At 62.9% G+C, this 14,258-nt stretch carries 14 protein-coding genes; 9 read left to right on the plus strand and 5 right to left on the minus strand.

What is annotated here, in order from left to right:
* Window positions 1-15: 15 nt before the first annotated feature.
* A complete protein-coding gene (locus FJ972_RS06960) occupies window positions 16-1,965 on the minus strand; it encodes a PrkA family serine protein kinase (RefSeq protein ID WP_140500854.1) in 1,950 nt (649 codons plus the stop codon).
* Between the two features lie 341 nt (window positions 1,966-2,306).
* On the opposite strand from FJ972_RS06960, the gene FJ972_RS06965 reads away from it, so the two are divergent.
* On the plus strand, window positions 2,307-3,113 hold the full coding sequence (locus FJ972_RS06965) for an alpha/beta hydrolase (protein ID WP_140525766.1): 807 nt from the start codon (window positions 2,307-2,309) through the stop codon (window positions 3,111-3,113).
* A 55-nt stretch (window positions 3,114-3,168) separates the two neighbouring features.
* Here FJ972_RS06965 and FJ972_RS06970 read toward each other — a convergent pair whose 3' ends face one another.
* Window positions 3,169-3,471 carry a BolA family protein gene (locus FJ972_RS06970; protein ID WP_140500759.1) on the minus strand — a complete coding sequence of 101 codons (303 nt, stop codon included), beginning with the start codon at window positions 3,469-3,471 and terminating at the stop codon, window positions 3,169-3,171.
* A 183-nt stretch (window positions 3,472-3,654) separates the two neighbouring features.
* Here FJ972_RS06970 and FJ972_RS06975 point away from each other — a divergent pair, with 183 nt between their 5' ends.
* The 4 genes from FJ972_RS06975 (at window position 3,655) to FJ972_RS06990 (ending at window position 8,320) form a co-directional block, all read left to right on the plus strand.
* On the plus strand, window positions 3,655-4,275 hold the full coding sequence (locus FJ972_RS06975; protein ID WP_140500760.1) for a J domain-containing protein: 621 nt from the start codon (window positions 3,655-3,657) through the stop codon (window positions 4,273-4,275).
* 123 nt (window positions 4,276-4,398) lie between these two features.
* On the plus strand, window positions 4,399-5,385 hold the full coding sequence (gene cobS, locus FJ972_RS06980) for a cobaltochelatase subunit CobS (RefSeq protein WP_140500761.1): 987 nt from the start codon (window positions 4,399-4,401) through the stop codon (window positions 5,383-5,385).
* A gap of 11 nt (window positions 5,386-5,396) precedes the next feature.
* On the plus strand, window positions 5,397-7,295 hold the full coding sequence (gene cobT, locus FJ972_RS06985; protein WP_140525765.1) for a cobaltochelatase subunit CobT: 1,899 nt from the start codon (window positions 5,397-5,399) through the stop codon (window positions 7,293-7,295).
* The gene (locus tag FJ972_RS06990) at window positions 7,292-8,320 is read left to right on the plus strand and encodes an esterase-like activity of phytase family protein (protein ID WP_140500763.1); all 1,029 of its coding nucleotides are present in this window, start codon (window positions 7,292-7,294) and stop codon (window positions 8,318-8,320) included. Before cobT ends, FJ972_RS06990 begins: the two co-directional genes overlap by 4 nt.
* An 87-nt stretch (window positions 8,321-8,407) precedes the next feature.
* Here the strand turns inward: FJ972_RS06990 and FJ972_RS06995 are convergent, their stop codons facing one another.
* From FJ972_RS06995 to rpmB, 3 genes are all read right to left on the minus strand, one after another.
* Window positions 8,408-9,088, minus strand: coding sequence for a spermidine synthase (locus tag FJ972_RS06995; RefSeq protein WP_140500764.1), 681 nt, complete (start codon window positions 9,086-9,088; stop codon window positions 8,408-8,410).
* A gap of 3 nt (window positions 9,089-9,091) precedes the next feature.
* Entirely contained in the window at window positions 9,092-9,775 is a 684-nt protein-coding gene (locus FJ972_RS07000; RefSeq protein WP_140525764.1) for a queuosine precursor transporter, read from the minus strand.
* Between the two features lie 163 nt (window positions 9,776-9,938).
* Window positions 9,939-10,235: a 50S ribosomal protein L28 gene (rpmB, locus tag FJ972_RS07005; protein ID WP_140500766.1), complete on the minus strand. Its 297-nt coding sequence runs from the start codon at window positions 10,233-10,235 to the stop codon at window positions 9,939-9,941.
* A gap of 257 nt (window positions 10,236-10,492) precedes the next feature.
* Between rpmB and FJ972_RS07010 the strand changes: the two genes are divergently transcribed.
* The 4 genes from FJ972_RS07010 to FJ972_RS07025 all read left to right on the plus strand — a co-directional run bounded on the left by FJ972_RS07010 (window position 10,493) and on the right by FJ972_RS07025 (window position 14,245).
* On the plus strand, window positions 10,493-11,647 hold the full coding sequence (locus tag FJ972_RS07010) for an ISNCY family transposase (RefSeq protein WP_140501558.1): 1,155 nt from the start codon (window positions 10,493-10,495) through the stop codon (window positions 11,645-11,647).
* 196 nt (window positions 11,648-11,843) lie between these two features.
* On the plus strand, window positions 11,844-12,632 hold the full coding sequence (locus FJ972_RS07015) for a DUF3108 domain-containing protein (RefSeq protein WP_140525409.1): 789 nt from the start codon (window positions 11,844-11,846) through the stop codon (window positions 12,630-12,632).
* 27 nt (window positions 12,633-12,659) lie between these two features.
* The gene (locus FJ972_RS07020) at window positions 12,660-13,574 is read left to right on the plus strand and encodes a DMT family transporter (RefSeq protein ID WP_140525410.1); all 915 of its coding nucleotides are present in this window, start codon (window positions 12,660-12,662) and stop codon (window positions 13,572-13,574) included.
* Window positions 13,571-14,245, plus strand: coding sequence for a lysoplasmalogenase family protein (locus FJ972_RS07025; protein ID WP_140525411.1), 675 nt, complete (start codon window positions 13,571-13,573; stop codon window positions 14,243-14,245). The genes FJ972_RS07020 and FJ972_RS07025 overlap by 4 nt, the downstream gene beginning before the upstream one ends.
* The last annotated feature ends 13 nt before the right edge of the window (window positions 14,246-14,258 follow it).

A 14,258-nucleotide genomic window follows, 5' to 3' on the forward strand; every position in this document is an offset into this window, starting at 1 on the left:
CCATCCGGGCTTTTCTCAGCCCGCCTTGTTCACGCGCATGTACCAGTCGACCAGCCGCCGTACCTGCCGCTCGGTGTAGCCGCGTTGCACCATGCGCTGCACGAATTCATTGTGCCGCTTTTCCGTGACGCTGTCCTGCTTGGAGCCGAAACTGATCACCGGCAGAAGATCTTCGACTTGGCCGAACATGCGCTTCTCGATAACCTCGCGCAGCTTTTCGTAGCTTGTCCATGATGGGTTGCGGCCGTGGTTGCGTGCCCGGGCACGCAGCGTGAACTTGACCACTTCGTTGCGGAAATCCTTGGGGTTGGCGATGCCGGCCGGTTTTTCGACCTGCGACAATTCCTTGTCCAATATCTCGCGATTGAGGATCTGGCCCGTATCGGGATCCTTGTAGTCCTGATCTTCGATCCAGGCATCGGCATAGGCGATGTAGCGGTCGAATAGGTTCTGGCCATACTCGCTGTACGATTCCAGATAGGCCTTCTGGATCTCGTGGCCGATGAACTCGGCATAGCGCGTTGCCAGTTCCGACTTGATGAACTCGAGATAGCTCGCTTCCGTCTCCTTTGGGAACTGCTCGCGCTTGATCGCCTCTTCCAGGATGTACATCAGGTGCACGGGATCCGCCGCGACCTCGTTGGTGTCGTAGTTGAATGTCTGCGACAGGATCTTGAAGGCGAAGCGCGTGCTTACGCCGGTCATGCCCTCGTCGACGCCGGCGGCGTCGCGATATTCCTGAACCGACTTGGCCCGGGGGTCGACCTCCTTGAGGTTTTCGCCGTCATAGGCGCGCATCTTGGTGTAGAGCGGCGAATTGTCGTGCTCGGCAAGACGGGTCGAGACCGTGAACCGGCTGAGAATATCCAGCACTTCAGGTGCGCAGGGGCTGCCGGCCAGCTCGCTCTCGCGCAACAGTTTCTCGTAGATATGCCTTTCTTCGGTGATCCGCAGGCAATACGGCACCTTGACCACGAGGATGCGGTCGAGAAAGGCCTCATTATTCTTGTTGTTCTTGAACTGTTGCCACTCCGATTCGTTGGAATGGGCAACGATGATGCCCTGATAGGGGAAGGCGCCGAAATTCTCGGTGCCGTTATAGCTGCCTTCCTGGGTCGCCGTCAGCAGCGGATGCAGGACCTTGATGGGCGCCTTGAACATCTCGACGAATTCGAGCAGGCCTTGCGTGGTCCGGTTCAGCCCGCCGCTGTAGGAATAAGCGTCCGGATCGGACTGGCTGAAATCCTCCAATTGCCTGATGTCGACCTTGCCAACCAGAGCCGAGACATCCTGATTGTTCTCGTCGCCAGGCTCCGTCTTGGCTATAGCGATCTGGCGCAGCCGCGAGGGCATCAATTTCACCACGCTGAATTTGGAAATGTCGCCAGACAATTCATCAAGCCGCTTGGCCGCCCAGGGCGAGATAATGCCGTTGAGGCGACGCCGGGCTATGCCGTATTTGTCCTCCAGCAGATCGCCCATGCGATCGGGATGGAACAGGCCGAGCGGCGACTCGAAAATCGGACTGATCTGATTGCCGGCCTTGAGCGTGTAGATCGGGCGTTCCTCCATCAGTTTCTTCAGCCGTTCGGCCAGGGAGGACTTGCCGCCGCCGACAGGGCCGAGGAGATAGAGGATCTGCTTGCGCTCCTCGAGCCCCTGCGACGCATAGCGGAAATAGCCGGCGATGCGTTCGATCGTATCCTCCATTCCGTAGAAATCGGAGAAGGTGGGATACACCTTGACCGTGCGGTTGGAGAAAATGCGGCCGAGCCGCTCGTCCTTGCTGGTGTCGACCAGGTTCGGCTCGCCGATTGCCTCGACCATCCGTTCCGGCGCCGAGGCATACATTGACTTGTCTTCCCGGCAGGCAAGGAGATACTGCTGGAGGCTTATTTCCTCCTGGCCCGCGTTTGCATAAATCTCCGAAAACAGATCGAAGACGTCGGACTGGTTCTCACCCATGATGGTTGCCCTCAGAGCCATTCTGGCTGCCGCCCGGCTCATCTCATTCAACTACCGGGATGCATTGTGGTTCCCTCCACATTGGAGAGAGAGCGTGTATCTGCATCGAACTTGGACAGCACACAGTTACAATGCTCGTCTGATATCTCAGGTGGTGATGGCCAGAGGAGACCGTCAAGGGCAAATATCGATTTCGTGAACCGAACGGCAAAGCGAGTGCATTGATGCGGCTGGTACGGTGTTGAATCAGATCGTTGAGCACTCCCAAGTCTAACGGGATGCTCGTGGTGCGTGCGGGCATTCCTCGTCTACATATCGGGCCCAACGATCGGGAGATTGCGATGATCGATCGACGAAGCCTTATTCTGGTCTCCGCGGCGGCGATGTTGCCATTGGGCACATCGGTCGCATGGGGCCAGCGCCAACCCGTGCCGACAACCTTCGATTACGGGCCGGCCAAGCTCGATATCTATGCGCCGGATGGCGCACGCGGATTGCCGGTCGTCTTCTTCGTCCATGGCGGCGCCTGGCGCTCCGGCAAGCGCTCGCAGGTCAACGCGAAGCCGGCCTTCCTGCTCGCCAACGGGTTTTGCCTGGTCTCCATCGACTATCGCATGCTGCCCGAAGCGGAGGTCGCCACCCAGGCCGACGATGTCGAAAAGGCCTATGCCTATGTCCGCGCCAACATTGCCCGGCATGGCGGCGATGCCAGGCGGATCGTGGCCATGGGCCATTCGGCCGGTTGCCACCTCGTTGCGCTGACCGGCATGCGCGGCGGTCTACCGGGTGTCGCCGCGCTGCTTCTCGACGACACCAGGGCCTATGACCTCACCGCGCTTTCCAGGAATGGCGGCATGGCGGGGGCCTATGCGCGGGCCTTCCCCGATCCCGCGCAATGGGCGGCGTTGTCGCCGGCCAGTTATGTAGATGGCCGCAAGCACCCGCCGACCTTCATCGCCTACTCAGGCGCTTCGGGCCGGGACGGGGACTCCAAGGCGTTCGCCGAGCGCTTGCGCGCCACCGGCACCAAGGTGACGCTGTTCGACGGCAGCGCCTATACGCACATGTCGATCAACCGCGATTTCGGCGAGGATGGCGACGCCTTGACCGGGGCGGCACTGGCATTCCTGAAATCGGCGGTTGGGTGATTGCGGCATCGAAACGGAGCTCTGAACGTCACCGCGAGGAGCGAGGAGGACCGGCCTACCAGCGCGTCTTTTCGCCGGGAGCCGCCGGTTCGATCGCCAGCGCGTGCAGGCCAGCCTTCAATTCGTCGGCCAAAAGCGCGTTGACCGCGCGGTGGCGCTCGATGCGGCTCATGCCGGCAAAATCCGGCGAAACAATGCGGACGCGGAAATGCGTCTCGCCGGTGCCGTCGAACGTAGCCTGGTGGCCGGATTCCACATGATGATGGCCGGCGTGCAGATGGCTTTCGTTGATGACGACCAGCCGCTCCGGCGAAAATGCCTTGCTCAACTTGTCTTCCATGGTTGCCTGTATGGACATTGCCGTCTCCCTTCACCACATATCGCCAGCGGGATCGCGGAAGCCGAACCGACTTCGTTGCATGTCGCGCTTCAACAAAATCGGTCCTTCGCCTGCTTTATGCCGCGATTCAGCGGTTAGGGCGATCATCGCGAAAATGTCAATTCTTGTTTCGCATCTGCGAACGCCCCATAAATGGGTTAGATGAAGCCGTATCCCAAATATTTCGAGAAGATCCGCATCCGCCAGGAGAAGGACGCGGAGCTGAAGTCGCACGCGCCGATCTGCCAGTGGGATGGCTGCAAGGAGGCGGGCACCCATCGCGCTCCGGTCGGGCGCATGAAGGAGGGCGAGTATTTCCGCTTCTGCTTCGACCATGTGCGCGAGTACAACAAGGGTTTCAACTATTTTTCCGGCGTTCCGGACACCGAGGTCGCCCGTTTCCAGAAGGAGGCGATGACCGGCCATCGGCCGACCTGGAAGATGGGCGTCAACGGCGCCTCGACGCGCTCGTCTCCCGATATGGCGCAGATGCGCTCCGGCCGCGCCGGCTACTACAACCGGATGCGCGACCCGTTCGACCTGTTCAAGGGGCCGAAAGATCCCCGCGAGGTGCGCGAGCGCAAGGCCAAGCCGCTTGAGGCCAAGGCGCTGGAAACGCTTGGCCTTGATACAAAGGCGACTGGCAAGGAGATCAAGGCGCGCTATAAGGAACTGGTGAAGCGTCACCATCCGGATGCGAATGGCGGCGACAGAGGTTCGGAAGACCGGTTCCGCGATGTGCTCCAGGCCTATCGCGTGCTCAAGCAGGCGGGTTTGTGCTGAGCGACCCAACGGTTCGTGTCGTTTTCCAACTTTCATAAGGGTGGAAAAGGCTCTAAGACCGCCCCCGGAGAAAATCGATTGCCGGCGAAATCAGTCGTTTCGCCCGTGGAGACGTGGATAGAGATGAACAAGGTCGATCGCGACATCGCCAACCTGCCCGACACCACGGTGTCGGTGAAGGACAAATTCGGCTTCGACTCCAAGATGGTGGTGCCGGCCTATTCGGTCACCAGCGAACATGTGCCCGACATCGATCCCGACTATCTTTTCGACAAGGCGACGACGATGGCGATCCTCGCCGGCTTCGCCTACAACCGGCGCGTCATGGTCTCGGGCTATCACGGCACCGGCAAATCGACCCACATCGAGCAGGTCGCGGCCCGCCTCAACTGGCCTTGCGTGCGCGTCAATCTCGACAGCCATGTCAGCCGCATCGACCTCGTCGGCAAGGACGCGATCGTGGTCAAGGACGGCTTGCAGATCACCGAATTCCGCGACGGTATCCTGCCTTGGGCTTATCAGCACAATGTGGCGCTGTGCTTCGACGAATATGACGCCGGCCGTCCGGACGTGATGTTCGTGATCCAGCGCGTGCTGGAATCGTCGGGTCGGCTGACGCTGCTCGACCAGAGCCGCGTCATCCGTCCGCATCCGGCGTTCCGGCTGTTCTCGACCGCCAACACGGTCGGGTTGGGCGACACCACCGGCCTCTACCACGGCACCCAACAGATCAACCAGGCGCAGATGGACCGCTGGTCGATCGTCACCACGCTGAACTACCTGCCGCACGACAACGAGGTGAACATCGTGCTGGCCAAGGCCAAGCACTATCGCGACGGCAAGGGCAAGGACATCGTCAACAAGATGGTGCGCGTCGCCGACATGACGCGCTCGGCCTTCATCAATGGCGATCTGTCGACCGTGATGAGCCCGCGTACCGTCATCACCTGGGCGGAGAATGCCGAGATCTTCGGCAATATCGGCATGGCGTTCCGGCTGACCTTCCTCAACAAATGCGACGAACTGGAGCGCTCGGTGGTGGCCGAGTTCTACCAGCGCGCCTTCGGCGAGGATCTGCCGGAGAGCGCCGCCAATGTGGTGCTGGGCTAAGCAGAGCCTCGATGGCGGGTCCGGGCGACAATACGCGCAACAAGTCGAAGACGGGCTCTGAAGCCGACAGCTTCAAGCGTGCCGTCACCGTCTGCATGCGCGCCATCGCCGGCGACAAGGAGCTGGAAGTCGGCTTCGCCAAGGACCGCCCGGCGCTCGCCGGCAGCCGCGCCCGGCTGCCGGAATTGCCCAAGAAGGCGTCCAAGACCGACATAGCCATCACCCGCGGCCTCGGCGATTCCATGGCGCTCAAGCGCGCCTGCCATGACGTGCGCATCCACAGCAGACTGGCGCCGGAAGGCAAGGCGGCCCGCGCCATCTACGACGCGGTCGAGCAGGCGCGCGTCGAGGCGATCGGCAGCCGCGCCATGCAAGGGGTCGCCGACAATATAGGCTCGATGCTGGAGGACAAATACGCCAAGGCCAATCTCGTCGACGTCAAGGACAAGGCCGACGCCCCGATCGAGGAGGCGCTGGCGCTGATGGTGCGCGAGAAGCTGACCGGCCGGCCGATCCCCAAGAGCGGCGAACGGCTGGTCGAGCTCTGGCGCCCTTGGGTCGAGGAAAAGGCCAGCGCCGACCTCGACGGGCTGTCGTCCAAGCTCGACGACCAGCAGGCCTTCGCCCGCGTCGTGCGCGATATGCTCGCCTCCATGGAAATGGCCGAGGAACTCGGCGACGATCAGGAGACCGAAGACTCAGAGGACAATGACGATAACCAGCCGCAAGGCGAGGAACAGAGCGAGGAAGGCGGCGAGGACGATTCCGGCTCCGAACAGTCGCAGTCCGAGGATGCCGAGGCTTCCGCTGACGACGAGCAGTCGGCCGAGACCGAAGCCTCCGACGCCACTGCCGACGATTTGTCCGACGATGACGATGCCGATGCCGAGACGCCCGGCGAGGCGCGCCGCAATGACAACCCTTTCACCAACCTGCCGAAGGAGATCGATTACAAGGTCTTCACGTCAGCTTTCGACGAGACGGTGGGGGCGGAGGAGCTTTGCGAGGAAGAAGAACTCGACCGGCTGCGCGCTTTCCTCGACAAGCAACTCGCCAACCTGTCCGGCGTCGTCGGCCGGCTGGCCAACCGTTTGCAGCGCCGCCTGATGGCGCAGCAGAACCGGTCGTGGGATTTCGACCTGGAAGAGGGCTATCTCGACCCGGCACGGTTGGTGCGCGTCGTCATCGATCCGATGCAGCCGCTGTCCTTTAAGCAGGAGCGCGACACCAAATTCCGCGACACGGTGGTGACGCTGGTGCTCGACAATTCGGGGTCCATGCGCGGCCGGCCGATCACCGTGGCCGCCACCTGCGCCGACATTCTGGCGCGCACGCTGGAACGCTGCGGCGTTTCGGTCGAGATTTTGGGCTTCACCACGCGCGCCTGGAAAGGCGGGCAGGCCCGCGAGAAGTGGCTGAAGGACGGCAAGCCGCCGAATCCGGGCCGGCTGAACGACCTGCGCCACATCATCTACAAGTCGGCCGACCATCCCTGGCGGCGGGCACGGCGCAATCTCGGACTGATGATGCGCGAGGGCCTGCTCAAGGAAAACATCGACGGCGAGGCGCTGCTGTGGGCGCATAACCGGCTGATCGCCCGACCCGAACAGCGCAAGATCCTGATGATGATCTCCGACGGCGCGCCGGTCGACGATTCGACACTGTCGGTCAATCCGGGCAATTATCTCGAGCGCCATCTGCGCGCCGTCATCGAGCTGATCGAGACGCGCTCGCCGGTCGAGCTGCTTGCCATCGGCATCGGCCATGACGTCACCCGCTATTACCGGCGCGCCGTCACCATTGTCGATGCCGAGGAACTGGCCGGCGCCATGACCGAGCAATTGGCTTCGCTGTTCGCCGAGGAAAGCGCACGCGATACGCGGCGCGGCGGCATGCGGCGCGCCGGATGATCTTTTCGCACGGCGGATTTCGACAAGCACTTTTCGCCGCCATCGCCCTGTTTGCCGGTGCAGCCCCGGTGCCATCCAGTTCGGCCGGCGCGACCTCGGTTGAACCGGTCGAGGTCTTAGCCCGCCCGATCACCGAATTCCGTATAGGCCGTGCCGACAAGCAATTCGGTCCGCTCGAATTCGTCGGCGGGCTGGAGATGACGTCGCCGTCGCGCGATTTCGGCGCGCTGTCGGCCTTCCGTTTCCTGAAAGGCGGTCGCGACTTCGTCGGCGTCGCCGATACCGGATTCTGGTTCTTCGGCACCGTGACCCATGATGCGGACAAGCGCCCGTCAGGCATCGGGGACTTCCGCATGGAACAGATGGTCGATGCATCGGGCCAGCCGATCGACGAGAAATCGGAAGTCGATGCCGAGGGGCTTTCCGTCAAGGACGGCATTGCCACCGTGGGTTTCGAGCGCAACCATCGCGTCGCCCAGTTCAAAATTGGCCCCGACGATATGAAGGCGCCGTTCAGGCAGATGGATTTCCTGGTTCCGGCATGGGAGCTGCGCCGGAACCGAGGCTTCGAGACCGTCACCCACGCCAATGCCAATGGCCGCCACCAAGGCGGCCTGGTCGTGGTGTCGGAAAAGAGCTTGGACAAGGCCGGCAACATCTATGCCGCCATCATCGAAGGTCCGCACAAGGGCGTCTTCACCGTCAAGCGCAACGGCGATTTCGATATCACCGATGGGGCTTTCCTGCCGGATGGCGACCTTCTGCTGCTGGAGCGCAGTTTCACGATGGCAGGAGGTCTCAAGATGCGGCTGCGGCGCATTGATGGCGAGACCGTGGAGAAGGGCGCGGTCGCCGACGGTCCGGTGCTGCTGGAAGCCGATATGGGCTACCAGATCGACAATATGGAAGGGCTCGACGTCTGGAAGCGCGAAGACGGCGCGCTGATGGTGTCGCTGATCTCCGACGACAACCACTCGATCCTGCAGCGCAATCTCTATCTGGAATTCATTTTGCACCAGGACTGATTTGGCGCTCCAACTGCGAAGCTGAAGTTGAAGGTATTCAACGCCGGCTTCGATTTGGTCGGCTATTCATCAAATGACGGCGTCCGCTCAGGGTCGCGAGCCGTTGGTGGCGATCCAGATGACATGACGCGCGCCGCGCTTGCCGTTGGCGCGCGTGCTCACCTCCTCGACCGCGAAACCTGCCTGCTTCAGCCGCCGGGTGAAGCCGCTGTCCGGCCCTTGCGACCACACGGCAAGCACGCCGCCGGGCTTCAGTGCGGTGCGCGCTGCCGCCAGACCCTGCAGGCTGTACAGCGCGTCGTTGGATTTGTGAACGATGCCGTCCGGGCCGTTGTCGACATCGAGCAGGATGGCGTCCCAGACCGCGGGCCGGGATCTTATAAACTGCCCGACATCGGCCTCCCGGACGATGACGCGCGGATCGTCGAGACAGCCACCAAACAGTTCGGCCATCGGCCCTCGCGCCCACGCGATGACCGCCGGCACCAACTCCGCGACAGTGATTTCGGCATTCTCGCCCAACTCGGCGAGAGCGGCGCGCAGCGTAAAACCCATGCCAAGCCCGCCGATCAGCATTCTCGGCTGTCTGCGGCCGGCGATCCTCCGACAGGAGAGCCTGGCCAACGCTTCTTCCGAGCCGCTGAGGCGGCTGTTCATCAACTCGTTGGTGCCCAGCATGATCGAGAATTCGGAACCGCGCCGCTTGAGCCGAAGCTCCTGCGCGCCATCCGGGGTTTTCGCGGAGTCCAGCTGGATCCAGGGAATCACGGCCTAGACCGCAGCAACAGCCGGCTGGCTCCAGCGGGCGGCGAGCAGCCGATAGGGGATCAGTGCCACGACGGCGATGATCAGCTTCACGCTGAGGTCGCCAAGCGCCCAAGAGAACCAACGCATGGCCTCGACCGGCAGCACGCCCATCAGCGGCGCCGTTTCCAGCGCAAAACTGTCGCTTGGGCCAACGAAGGCGAAAGCCGCGGAGAAAGCGACGCTGAAGAACACGACGGTGTCGAACACCGAGCCGACCAGCGTGCCGACGATCGGCGCCCGCCACCAGCTCTGTCGGCGCAGACGGTTGAACACGGTCACGTCTAGCAATTGCGCGGTGAGGAAGGCCGCGCCGGACGCCGCCGCGATGCGCACCAGCCGGTCGGCGGCGGTCTCGAACTCGATGAAACCATGGCGGAACAGGAAGGGCGGCACGAGGACCGAGCAGACCACCGCCGTCATGAAGCCGACAAAGACGATCCGGCGCGCCACGGCAGGCCCGTAGCGGCGGTTGGCAAGGTCCGTGACCAGAAAGGAGAACGGGTAGGTGAACGCGCCCCAGGTGAGCAGGTCGGCCAGCGACAAGCCGCCGATCCGACCCTGCATCGGGAACTGCACGAGGATATTCGATGCCACGACGACAAGCGCCATGGCGGCCACGAAGGGCAGGTATCGCGAGAAGGAAGTCATTTTTTTATCCTGGGTAATGGAACCAGCGGAGCGTCATGCCGAAACCGGATCGCGCTCGCTTTGTTCGAGCATCGGATTTCCGAAACCGCCTTGCGGACGGCGACCCGATGTCCAAGGCCAACAAGAGGTTGGCCAGGGCGGTTGTCCCCCGCCTGAAGGCAGTTTACGCGGCAGCCTGCTCGGCGAGCTTCTTGGCGATCTGCTTCTTCAAGAGGCGCGCGCGCTGCGACAGCTCCTTGACGTCAGCCTTGGCCAGGAAGGCGTCGAGACCGCCGCGATGCTCGACCGAACGCAGCGCGTTGGCGGAAATGCGCAGGCGCACATTCTGGTTCAGCGCTTCCGAAATCAGCGTCACATTGACGAGGTTCGGCAGGAAGCGACGCTTGGTCTTGTTGTTGGCGTGGCTCACATTGTTGCCGGTCTGGACTGCCTTGGCAGTGAGTTCGCAGGTGCGGGACATGGTTCTAACCTTCAGTTCTCTCGGGGACCTGCCAAACCTTCGTGCCCACGCCGGGTGGCGCGCGGTTCTGGTCAAGCGGCCTTATGGAAAAAGTTGGCGTTCCATAGTTGCATTTCGCCCATGCGTCAAGCTCCAGCCTGGGCCCATGTCGTAAGCACATGAGTTGTCCGGATTAGGTAGCACGTGAGTTGTCCGGTTTTATCGCCAGCGGATGGAGGCTGGGGATGAAGCGGACGGCATGGCTACAGGACCGGAGAATGCAGAAGTTTCGAGACGTATTGAGCCGCTGGAATGGTGGCGATCTTTCGATGATGGAGGCAGGCGAGTTGCTTGGCATGTCGGAGCGGCAATTCCGACGCTACCGCGACCGGTACGAAGAGGCTGGGGAAGCAGGGTTGCTGGATCGGCGCTTGGGCAAGCTTTCGACGCGTCGGGTGCCGGCGGAAGCGATTGAGGAGATGCTGGAGCTTTACCGTCATCGCTACCTCGGCTGGAATGTGAAGCATTTCCACGAGCACCTGCTGCGCGATCACCATTTCAGCTGGGGCTACACCTTCATCAAGACGCAGCTCCACGCGGCGGGCCTTGTGGAACGGGCCAAGCGGCGCGGTGCTCACCGGCGCAAGCGGGAGAGGAAGCCTTGCGAGGGGATGATGCTGCATCAGGATGGCAGCCGTCATCGATGGCTGGTGGGTGAGCCGATGCTGGACCTGATCGTGACGATGGACGATGCGACGAGCACGATCTATTCGGCCTTCCTGATCGAGGAGGAAGGCACGGCGTCGAGCTTTCAGGGCCTTCTGGAGACATTCGTCGCCAAGGGATTGCCATCGAGCCTCTACAGCGATCGCGGCAGCCACTATTTCGTGACGCTGAAGGCCGGCGAGGCGGTCGACAAAAGCCGGCTGACCCAGGTCGGCCGGGCGCTCGAGCGGCTGGGTATCGAACATATTCCAGCCTATTCCCCTGAAGCGCGAGGCCGCTCGGAGCGGATGTTCTCCACCTTGCAGGATCGGCTGCCGAGAGAGCTGGCGCTGGCCGGAATTGCCGACATCGAGGCCGCCAACCGGTTCATCGCACAGACCTACCTACCAGCTCACAATGCCCGCTTCGCCAGGCCGGCCGCGGTCGAGGACAGCGCCTTTGTCGCCGCAGACCCGCAACAACTGGCCCAGATCCTGTGCATCGAGGAGGAGCGCGTCGTTGCCCGCGACAACACGGTCGCCTTCGCGCGGCTGCGATTGCAGCTGCCGCAGAGCCCGATCCGGCATCACTTCGTCAAAGCCACCGTCAAGGTCAGGCACTACCCGGATGGAACCCTGGCGATCTTTCACGGGCCGCGCCGCATCGCTCGCTACAGCTCTGACGGCGCCGCAATCGAAGACACTTGCCCCATCAGGCAAGCCGCGTGAACCGCTTCGACGCCAAAACAGAAGCGGACAGATCATGTGCTACCAAACCGGACAACTTGATTAGCTACCGACAGCTCCAGCCTGGGCCCAGCGGCATTTCATACTAAGGCCGGAATTCGTCGTATAAGCGGTTCCATAGGGACATGCCAGACCGGAGTTGTCCGCCTCCGGTTGAAATCAAGGATCCGATCGCGCCATGCTTCGCTTGCCCCATGCCCTTGCCGCCGCGCTGGCCGTCGCCTTGCCGTCGGCCGCGACGGCCGCCTCGCCGCAGTCCTTCAGGGGCGAATACACAGTGTCGTTTCTCGGCCTTTCTATCGCGAAATCAAGCTTTTCAAGCCATTATGAGAACGGCGTCTACTCGATCGACGGCAGCGTTTCCGCGGCTGGTCTCGCCAAGCTGTTCGATGACACGCGCGGCACGATCTCGTCCAAGGGTACGATTTCGGGCCAGAAGATGGTGCCGCAGGCGTTCCGCGCGGACTACACTTCCGGCAAGAAAGCCTCCGCCATCGACATTCGTTTTGCCAATGGCAACGTCATCTCGACGACGGTCGTTCCCGCGCCGGAAAAGCGCGATCCCGACAGTTGGGTGCCGCTTGGCGCCGGCGACCTGGCATCGGTGCTCGATCCGATGGCGGCAACCGTCATCCATGCCGGCAGCCTCGACAAGGTCTGCGGCCGCACCGTGAGGCTGTATGACGGCGAGATGCGCGCCAACCTGACGCTGAGCTACGCTTCAAAAGGGTCGATCTCGGTGCCCGGCTACAAGGGCGACACGGTCACATGCCGGATGGGTTTCGAGCCGGTGGCGGGCTACCGCAAGGGCCGCAAGGCGCTCAACTACCTCAAGAACAAAAGCCGCATAATGGTGACATTTGCGCCGCTCGGCCAAACCGGGGTATATGCGCCGATCCGCGCGACGGTCGGGACGCAGATCGGCACCTTGACCATCAGCGCCAGGCGTTTCGAAGCAATACAATAAGGCGCCACGCGCGCCGCTGGAGACAGAATGGGGCGCGCGACACTGATCGGCTTTTCGGCCGTCGCCATGTGGGCACTGCTGGCGTTGCTTACGGACGCATCCGGCAAGGTGCCGCCGTTCCTCTTGTCGGCGATCACCTTCTCGATCGGCACCGGGGTGGGGCTTTTCGCGCGCCTTTTCATGCCGGCCGCGGATAAAAGCCAGAGGATACCTCGCCAGGTCTGGGTGATCGGCATTGCCGGCCTTTTCGGCTACCACTTTTTCTACTTCACCGCGCTGCGCAACGCGCCGGCGGTGGAGGCCAGTCTGATCGCCTATCTGTGGCCGCTGCTGATCGTGCTCGGCTCGGCGCTGATGCCGGGCGAGCGGCTGGCCTGGAACCATATCGTGGGCGCGCTGCTTGGCCTTGCCGGCACCGTGCTCATCGTCACCAAGGGCGGCGGCCTCGCCTTCGACGCGCGCTATGCCTTCGGCTACGCCATGGCTGCCGTCTGCGCCGTGCTGTGGTCGTCCTACTCGCTCCTGTCGCGGCGTTTCCCGTCAGTGCCGACCAGCATCGTCACTTGGTTCTGCGCGGCGACCGCGCTGTTGTCGCTTGCCTGCCATCTGGCGCTGGAAGAGACGGTGCTGCCCGCGAGTGCCGGGCAATGGCTTGCCGTGCTCGGGCTCGGCCTGATGCCAGTGGGGGCAGCCTTCTATGCCTGGGATGTCGGCGTCAAGCGCGGCAACATCCAGGTGCTGGGCGCGGCAAGCTATGCCGCGCCGCTCCTGTCGACGCTGGTGTTGATCGCGGCCGGCGTCGCCGAACCGTCGCTGCGCATCCTCGCCGCTTGCGTGCTCATCACCGGCGGCGCTGCCCTGGCGGCAAAATCGCTGTTCCTGCGCAAGCCTGCGGCTGCCGAAGGCGGAGCCGGGGCATCCGAAGGCGGAGCCCGGGCATGACGATGCCGTTTCCGGGCGGCATCGACGGCAACGCCAATGCGACGCTGATCTTTTCCCTGGTGGCGGCGGTTGTCTACGCCTTCACATCAGGCATGGCGCCGACGCTCGCCCGTTCGGCGGCAAAAACGCTCGCCGTGGCCATGCTTGCCGTGCTGGCGGCGATGCAGGGCGGGCCGCTGCTGCTGGTCGCCGCCCTTGCACTGAGCGCCATCGGCGACGCCTTCCTGTCGCGGGATGGCGAAAAGATGTTTCTCGGCGGGCTGGGCAGCTTTCTCGCCGCGCATATCGTCTATGTCGTGCTGTTCCTGCGCAGGGGCGAGGGGCTGGGAGTGCTGGGGGCCGAACCCTGGCGCGCGGCAATCGCACTGGCGATGGCGGTATTCGTTATTCTCATGCTGGCGGCGCTGTGGCGCCGCGTCGGCCCGGCCCTGCGAGCGCCGATCGCGGGCTATGTCGCGGCCATCCTCGCCATGGGCATTTCGGCGCTGACGACGAGCAGTGCCGCTGTTATCGGCGGTGCCGTGCTGTTCATGGCGTCCGACGCGCTGCTGGCCACGGAACGCTTCCTGGCGGCCGCCATTTCGCCACATCGCGCCTGGATGCGTTTGGCGGTCTGGGTGCTTTACTACGCCGCGCAGCTCGTGATCACGCTTGGTTTCCTGCTGCGCTAAGGGTTTCCGGCTG

Source organism: Mesorhizobium sp. B2-1-1 (assembly GCF_006442975.2).
Taxonomy (GTDB): Bacteria; Pseudomonadota; Alphaproteobacteria; order Rhizobiales; family Rhizobiaceae; genus Mesorhizobium.

What these genes read in the sequence shown, in the direction of transcription:
- FJ972_RS06960 (WP_140500854.1), bottom strand. Translation starts at nt 1,965, where the DNA reads ATGGGTGAGAACCAGTCCGACGTCTTCGATCTGTTTTCGGAGATTTAT.
- FJ972_RS06965 (WP_140525766.1), top strand. Translation starts at nt 2,307, where the DNA reads ATGATCGATCGACGAAGCCTTATTCTGGTCTCCGCGGCGGCGATGTTG.
- FJ972_RS06970 (WP_140500759.1), bottom strand. Translation starts at nt 3,471, where the DNA reads ATGTCCATACAGGCAACCATGGAAGACAAGTTGAGCAAGGCATTTTCG.
- FJ972_RS06975 (WP_140500760.1), top strand. Translation starts at nt 3,655, where the DNA reads ATGAAGCCGTATCCCAAATATTTCGAGAAGATCCGCATCCGCCAGGAG.
- cobS (WP_140500761.1), top strand. Translation starts at nt 4,399, where the DNA reads ATGAACAAGGTCGATCGCGACATCGCCAACCTGCCCGACACCACGGTG.
- cobT (WP_140525765.1), top strand. Translation starts at nt 5,397, where the DNA reads ATGGCGGGTCCGGGCGACAATACGCGCAACAAGTCGAAGACGGGCTCT.
- FJ972_RS06990 (WP_140500763.1), top strand. Translation starts at nt 7,292, where the DNA reads ATGATCTTTTCGCACGGCGGATTTCGACAAGCACTTTTCGCCGCCATC.
- FJ972_RS07000 (WP_140525764.1), bottom strand. Translation starts at nt 9,775, where the DNA reads ATGACTTCCTTCTCGCGATACCTGCCCTTCGTGGCCGCCATGGCGCTT.
- rpmB (WP_140500766.1), bottom strand. Translation starts at nt 10,235, where the DNA reads ATGTCCCGCACCTGCGAACTCACTGCCAAGGCAGTCCAGACCGGCAAC.
- FJ972_RS07010 (WP_140501558.1), top strand. Translation starts at nt 10,493, where the DNA reads ATGCAGAAGTTTCGAGACGTATTGAGCCGCTGGAATGGTGGCGATCTT.
- FJ972_RS07015 (WP_140525409.1), top strand. Translation starts at nt 11,844, where the DNA reads ATGCTTCGCTTGCCCCATGCCCTTGCCGCCGCGCTGGCCGTCGCCTTG.
- FJ972_RS07020 (WP_140525410.1), top strand. Translation starts at nt 12,660, where the DNA reads ATGGGGCGCGCGACACTGATCGGCTTTTCGGCCGTCGCCATGTGGGCA.
- FJ972_RS07025 (WP_140525411.1), top strand. Translation starts at nt 13,571, where the DNA reads ATGACGATGCCGTTTCCGGGCGGCATCGACGGCAACGCCAATGCGACG.